This is a genomic window from Weissella muntiaci, assembly GCF_008107635.1.
Taxonomy (GTDB): domain Bacteria; phylum Bacillota; class Bacilli; order Lactobacillales; family Lactobacillaceae; genus Weissella; species Weissella muntiaci.
Window position 1 is genome coordinate 51,050 of record NZ_SDGZ01000028.1, and the last position, 7,714, is coordinate 58,763.

Below are 7,714 nucleotides of genomic sequence, written 5' to 3' on the forward strand. Positions count from 1 at the left end.
TTTCCTTACCTGCAGGTTCCAAATCATTTTTCAGTTGCAAACCAAAAAAGCAATGATCTAGAAGAGCACTGTCTTTTCATTGACTTCGAGAACATGTCGATTACCCAGCTTTAACAAGACCTACGTCAACTTCATCAATATAGACACGCTTTCTGTCTATTCGTGCGAAAGCACTAATTTATTTTTCTTTTCAAAAGCACATCAAGCCTACCAGAAAAGCCACCGCCATCATCGACAAGTTTACCGTCTGAATCTTTATTTAAGGTATAAAATACATATAGTTTTGAATCATTATTCACCCAAATTGTGACGTCAATCCCTCCCATCGGATTATGACCGACCTCATCTATATCAATTGTGTAAGTTTTAATAATACCATTTTCTTTAAAAGCGTTTTCATCCATTACTTTCAGCTTGGTTTCATAAATCACCTTGGCCTTGTCACTTTTAGCAATTTGGATCATCATTTTCTGTTGCTCTTGATTATTCATATATATTTCCAAAAAAATAAAACCGATAATCACAATCAACGCAGCAATAACCCAGCTCCAAACCGAAGCCTTCTTCATAATACTTCTCCCAAACTGCCTACTACATCCCATTTGACATACGTAGTATAGCTATTTATCTGGGAAACTTCCCCTCACAATCTCACCGAAAGCCAATCTACGACTAAATTAATCGCAAACTATCATTATCAGCAATAATAATAGTCATTTGTATTCCCAGTCCCTTCAAACAAATAGTTGTTTCAAACAATGGGCACATTGATCATAGCTCCACCTAGATCAATGGAATTAAATACATTGGCACTTATATCACCTTTAGCGACAATTGAACTATCACAACTCATTAATGATTCTGCATATCACTAAGCAGAATCTCCATTCCAAGATCTCAATCTCTTTTACGTCCTTTAGTTGCCCCTAAAGCCCCCATAGTCGAGAGTAAAGCAAATCCAGCAACAGAGAACATAGAACCCGCCTGCATCCCCGTCTCAGGCAAAACTCCTTGCTCAACGACCGTCAACTTCTGCACTACTGATTCTGATGGCGTTTCTACCTTGGGATCAACCGTTACTTTATAAGGGGTAACAGTGACTACTTGTGGTGTTGGTGTCTCTGCTTCTGGCAATTCGGTCACACTATAGCTGGTAACTTGTCCTTGAACTTTTTCTGGTTCCGTTGGTAATTGTTCATAATCAGGTAGTGCCACTTGCTCATTGGTATTTTGAAAATTGATGAATACATTTCCATGCGTATTGTAGACCCAATTATCATCAATCCTCAAAAACGCCAAATCGTCTGATTGTTGTCCTGGCACCAATGTAATTACGTTGTTCAAAGCAAACGTTTGACTAATATATCTTTCGAAAGATGTCTCACCATCATGTGCTACTGTGAATAATTCATTACCATTGCTGTCATAAACATGGAAATTGATGTTCTTATTCCTAGCCGTATTATGATTCAAATTCACATAACTATATTTGTAAAGTTCAATCCCCGTAACCGTGATTGTTTCAGTTCCATCACCATTAGATACAATATTGAAAATCACTCGTCCCGTTAATTCACCATTACCAATAACGGAAACACCATCATTCATATCATGCTTTAGCGTAAACTCCCCCGTTTGGGCGTTCACCTCAGCTGTCATCATCGTTTCATACTGACCACTCCCCATGTCTGTGTCAGTCCGTGCGGCCATGTTCGCATTAACGTTTAAACCATTTAAGTACTCGTTAAGTGCTTTATCATAAGCGGCTTGTTTATCAGCATTTTCCTTTTCAATACGCGTCTTTTCAGCTTGATACTGAATCATCTTGCTTTGATACGCATCCGTTAAATCTTTTAATTTTTCTGTGTCAGTATTTGTATTTGCAATCGCCTGATTCACTGCATCTTCGTACAATGCAATATTGTGTTGCATTGCATCCAATAACGCTTGCCCAGTTAGACCTGTCAAATCTTGATAGTCCGGCGCAACTATTTCATCAACATTGGTTGTATCTACACCAGCCTCCTTACTATCATCAACCTGTGTTTGCTGATCGTCCTTAGCATCATTCAAATCTTGTTCGCCTTGTGATAACGCGGCATCACGATCGGCAGTTGCCTGATCGTAAGCGTCCTGATTGGCTTGATTCAAGGAGTTAGCGGCATCTATAGCTGCTTGTTGTTTTGCTAGATCATCTTGCACCTGATCAGTTATTTCCTTGTAATTATCATCATTCAAATGCAATTCTGTTTCTTCATTTTGGTTAACAATAACTCCATTATCTTCCGCATTCGAAACACTCGTGTCGACTTGCGATTGACGATCATCAATGATTTGCTTTCCTTCATCAGGCGTTGTTGCAGTAACCGTTGTCGAAACTTGACTACTTACCTCTTGCGCAGAAGTAGTGCTCTGTAGTTCATTGGCACTAGCATTTGTACCGGCCTGAATTGCGACTACCCCAGCTACCACGGTTGCACTAATTGCCCATTTTTTACCATTTTTATACATCTTAAAACGTTGTAAATCTTCCATAAAAATCTCTATCCCCTATTCCCAAATAGATCATTTTTCAAAAAAATGACCAAACTAAAAGACAATTATTAAGTCCGTATGCTTAATAACCGCCATAAATTATATTTATAAAACCCTTAGAATATATTTCATAGTGGCTTCTGCTAATAACAACTATCATCAAATTGGAAATGTAAACTAATTCATAAATATTCCAAAGTCGTTTTTGACTATTGTTAACAACCTGCATCACCAATGCACCCAGTTCTTACTGGTTCGACAGTTCTTTTTTGCTCAGTCAAATTGAGTATGTAATTGTAATCTAGTATCAAACCATACTTCATTTTACAAAGACATCTATTCTTGTAATCTAAAACAAGATTCCAAACACCCGTCCATTGATCAGAAACCAGAGCAACCTAAAGACAAAGAATCTCTACTCATTAATCACTAAGTGCCTTTCACCACAACTCGTGCACTTGAAATTAATTAAGTCAAAATCTTAGGCATTTTTTCTATGTCATGCTATCATCTAATTGTTGAGGTTATTTGATTAGCTGACGTTTCTTCTGATTGAAGACTATAAGGTTATCAAAGAACTGGAAGCGACTAGTAACAGCTAGCCGCTTTTTTTATGTCCAACCTGATAGGATACTACCTCGTATCTTGATACTTGATCTGAATATTAAAATTCTCTCAGAGATTAAACAAGTAATATCAATTACCTGCTTACTTCAATTTATCCGTAATCAAAAATTTTAATTCAATATAAATTCATCTTTGGTATTTATTTCACTAGGGAAAAGATTGATTATTCATCTATTTGTTTAGCAAAAGGCTGTCTCAAAAGTATAAAATTTATCCCCATAATAAATTTCATTCTCATCTTTTTAAACCTCGGAATTAATTAACGAATATTTATGATTATACATGCTAATATAAAGGAAATCAATAAATATGTGTTATGATGAACACTTTTGACCGTTCCGACTAAATATATAATTCTATCCCTAACACCTGTCAAAACATCTTCCCCATGCCTCCTTATCTATTTATCAAGAAAATCGAATTATTTGTGACAAGCATAGTTAAATCCTCGGAAGAATCCTACATAAATATTCTTCCTGATTACCCTATGGCAAAACCTAACAGCCTTTGATTCGCTAATGTTAAAAAACGATAATTTATATTCAAGAAAAAATAGCAAGGATTCCAACTGAAGATGGAATCCTTGCTATTTTATTATCTAATCACTCACAGTGATTAGACTGAACCTTAACTTCAAATCAAAGCAATAATTAAGATCCTACTTAACCAATTGAACTGCTGGCGTCCCAAATACATCAGAATCGCCACCTTCCATTGAACGATTATTCCACACATCGTTAATGTTATGCCAACCACTAGTTGTACCCAATGGATCACTTACATAGACATTCCCGTTTGAATATTGTGACAGAACAATTTCATGTGTAACCCCACTTCCCCATGACCATGGGATAAATGGAGCTTGAACAGCAATCAACACTGGACGCCCATTTTCTAATGAGTTTTGAATGTCGCTTGCACTGTGTAATCCATTAACACTCATACCATAGTGATTTGCCACATCCTTCAACGTGGCTTGATCTGCACCGCTACCATACTTGTCAAAACCAGAATACGTATGTCCATACCATGCCGTATCCAAAGGTGTCACCGTATTACCATAGCCAGTTGAAACCATCGCAATGCTTGCCATTACACAGGCAGAAGAGGCCATTGAATATCCACCAAAATAAATATTTCCCCAACGTCCATCTTTCTGTGAATAGTAGGTAGGTGTAAAGTATAAGGCTCCAGTATTGTTATCAAAACGATAGGTAACACCATTAATAGTTTTGTCTCCGTGAACCATTGAGCCATCATTTTCATAATACACAGTTTTACTTTCACCATAACTATGCAAATCTTGGAAGCCAGTCTGCATTGCCCCCGAATACCGTTCAAACAAATAATACTTTCCGCTAATGTATTGTTGGCCATAAACCATTTCACCATAGCTATTGTAATAACCAATCTTGCTACCAAGATTCACAAAAGCATCGGTTTGCATAACACCATTATTGTCAAAGTAGTAGAAGTAATTACCGATATGCGTCTCGCCAATCGTTGGCATGCCTTGGTCATCATAATAATAGTGTTGGCCATCAATTGTCTGCCAACCACGGGCGTCTGTACTCTCAAGCGCACCTGTAGTCTCGTTAAAGTGATAGTTAAATCCGTTAATTACTTGATCACCAAATACTTGTTGCCCCGTGGTTGGATCATAATAAACCGTCTGTTTTTGACCATTGACACTGATTCGCAGAAAGCCTGTCTGCATATCTCCGTTTTGGTCATCAAATGAGTAATGTGCACCATCAATTTCCTGCTGGCCATAAAGCATTCGCCCTTGATCGCTATAGTAAACTTTCCGACCGTCAGATAGACTAATAAAACCTGTCTGCATAGTATGTGTTGTCGAATCAAAATAATACCAATACCCATCATCTTTTAATTCGCCTGACTTTAAAGACCCATCCGCGTTAACATAAACTTTACCATTGGTTGACGTCGACCACCCAGTAAGCAACTTTCCATTAGTCCATCCGTCACCATTATAGAAATTATAAGTAACACCGCCTACAACGACACTATCATGAACCATTGCACCGCCATTATTTGGATCGAGATAGACTAACTTATCTTGACCGTAATCCTTCAAACTTTGGAATCCGGTTAATAAAGCTCCTTCATTGTGACTAAATACGTAATATTGACCATTAATGTATTGTTGTCCATATAATGCCACTCCATTTTTATCGTAATACATCGTCTTGTTGACACCAATGGACTCCAAATTGACGAAACCAGTTTGCATTACTCCGCTATCATCGAAGAAATACCATTTCCCATCAATGTGTTGTTGACCTTTTGATGCTACGCCATTGCTCTGGACATAATACTTTTTGCCATTTTCAGTTTGCCAACCAGAAACCAGGCCACCATTGTGCCAACCACCATTGGTGTCGAAATGATAAGTAACACCGTCAACTGTGACACTATCATGAACCATTGCACCGCCATTATTTGGGTCGAGATAGACAACTTTATCCTGTCCATAGCTCTTCAAGTCTTGGAAACCAGTTAACAAGGCACCTTCATTACGGCTGAATACATAATATTGACCATTAATATATTGTTGTCCGTATAATGCCGCTCCATCTTTATCATAATACATCGTCTTATTAACGCCAATGGATGATAAATTGACGAAGCCAGTTTGCATTACTCCGTTATCATCAAAGAAATACCACTTGCCATTGATGTATTGCTGACCTTTTGATACTGCACCGTTATTTTGAATATAGTATTTTTCGCCATCTTTAGTTTGCCAACCAGAAATCAATCCACCATTATGCCAACCGCCATTGGTGTCAAAATGATAACTAATACCGTCGACTATGATGCTATCATGAACCATTGCGCCGCCGTTGTTTGGATCGAGATAGACAACCTTATCCTGACCATAGCTTTTCAGGTCTTGGAAACCAGTTAATAGTGCACCTTCATTATGACTAAACACATAATATTGGCCGTTGATGTACTGTTGACCATATACAGCTTTCCCATCTTGATCAAAATACATGGTTTTATTTGGGCCATAAGCCGACAAATCTTGGAATCCAGTTTGCATTACACCGTTATTATCAAACAGTCGCCAGCCACCATCGATATACTTTTGCCCCTTGACTAATGATCCGTCCGAATTAACGTAGACCTTACCAGCATTCGAACTTGCCCAACCGCTTTGTAATGCACCACTATACTGATCAATTTGATACGTTACGCCATCAACAACTGTGTCTCCATGAGCCATTGCTCCCGTTGTTGGATCGAAATAGCAAACTTTATCTTGACCATATGATTGCATACTCTGGAATCCGGTTTCCATCGCTCCAGTATCTTTGTTGAAAAGATAGAACTTCCCATCTATATCTTGTTGTCCTGTGGCCTTGACATTATCTTTATAATAATATTTTGCTCCACTCTCTGTCACCCAACCATTTTTCTGTTCATTTACGTCTGTATTCGCAGTACTTGCTAAAGTAACACTTTGACCAGCCGCCGAGCTACCAGCATTTGACGAAGAACTTTGCTCTGTTGAACTCATGCTGGAGCTTGTATCATCCGCTAACACTTGAACACCACTGGTAATAATTGCGACAGACGCAGCAGTAGCGGCTATCCAAAATTTCCCGGATTTATATAGTTTGAAACGCATAACTTAAAAACACTCCCCAATTCACTCTATTTTCAATTTGTCTTTATGACCATCATCTAATATAGCATATGTAGATTTTATTTTGTTATACAATTCACTATTATTCGTAAATATTGAGAATAATATCGGTCCATATATTACCAGCTTACTGGTTACTATCAATATCTCCGATCTATTCATACAAAGTTGATTCTCCAATTTCATCATCGTAATTGGCTACATATATACTATTGTTTCGAAATCAGTTTCGTCTTTAATCAGACATCGGTTTATTTTTAAATATTTTTATAATCCAACCACACCATTAACCTAAAAGACAATATTAAGGCTTGTTTTATTTTCCATTATCTATAGACAGATTTTTTTACACTCGTCTTGATTCCGAAATGGATCGCTCAGCTGATCAACATCTCTTGTTATGTTAATTAGAACGTCTATTGCTTTTCAAACTACGAATACTTAGATTGTGATCAAATCTTCTCACATTGATTCCGATTGTTAACCGTATTCTTTTTCTAAAAACAATAACGTCTCTCCAACTTGGAGTAAACATTTTCAACTTCAAAAGATCCGCCAGGAGCAAAAAAAGCAAAAGCTTTTGTAAATGAACGCTCATTTACCAAAGGATAAATATAACAAAATAAACCCCAAAGTTAAAAGTGGATTTTCACTTTAACTTTGGGGTTTGTGTTTGTCTAGTAGGTGTTCATTAGTACTCTACTATTTTTTCTTTCTAATACCTAGTGCAGCTAAGGTAATAATAAGTGTTCCCAGAATTTGATAGGCGTCGTCGAGAGCAACACCAGTTTCTGGCAATTCTTTGTTCCTGTAGCCATTATTATGTTCATCTGCAGACTCAGAATCACTCGTCAATTCACTGTCTGATACCGATTC

At 37.5% G+C, this 7,714-nt stretch carries 4 protein-coding genes; all 4 read right to left on the reverse strand.

The window, feature by feature from the left end:
• Positions 1-173 precede the first annotated feature (173 nt).
• Positions 174-569 (reverse strand): DUF1310 family protein, encoded by a 396-nt coding sequence (locus ESZ50_RS11080; protein ID WP_187387635.1) that lies wholly within the window; start codon positions 567-569, stop codon positions 174-176.
• 328 nt (positions 570-897) lie between these two features.
• The gene (locus tag ESZ50_RS11085) at positions 898-2,535 is read right to left on the reverse strand and encodes an LPXTG cell wall anchor domain-containing protein (protein WP_148623964.1); all 1,638 of its coding nucleotides are present in this window, start codon (positions 2,533-2,535) and stop codon (positions 898-900) included.
• 1,285 nt (positions 2,536-3,820) lie between these two features.
• Positions 3,821-6,820, reverse strand: a complete 3,000-nt coding sequence (locus ESZ50_RS11090) for a C39 family peptidase (RefSeq protein WP_148623965.1) — start codon at positions 6,818-6,820, stop codon at positions 3,821-3,823.
• A 720-nt stretch (positions 6,821-7,540) separates the two neighbouring features.
• Positions 7,541-7,693: an LPXTG cell wall anchor domain-containing protein gene (locus tag ESZ50_RS11985; protein WP_222860816.1), complete on the reverse strand. Its 153-nt coding sequence runs from the start codon at positions 7,691-7,693 to the stop codon at positions 7,541-7,543.
• Positions 7,694-7,714: the final 21 nt, after the last annotated feature.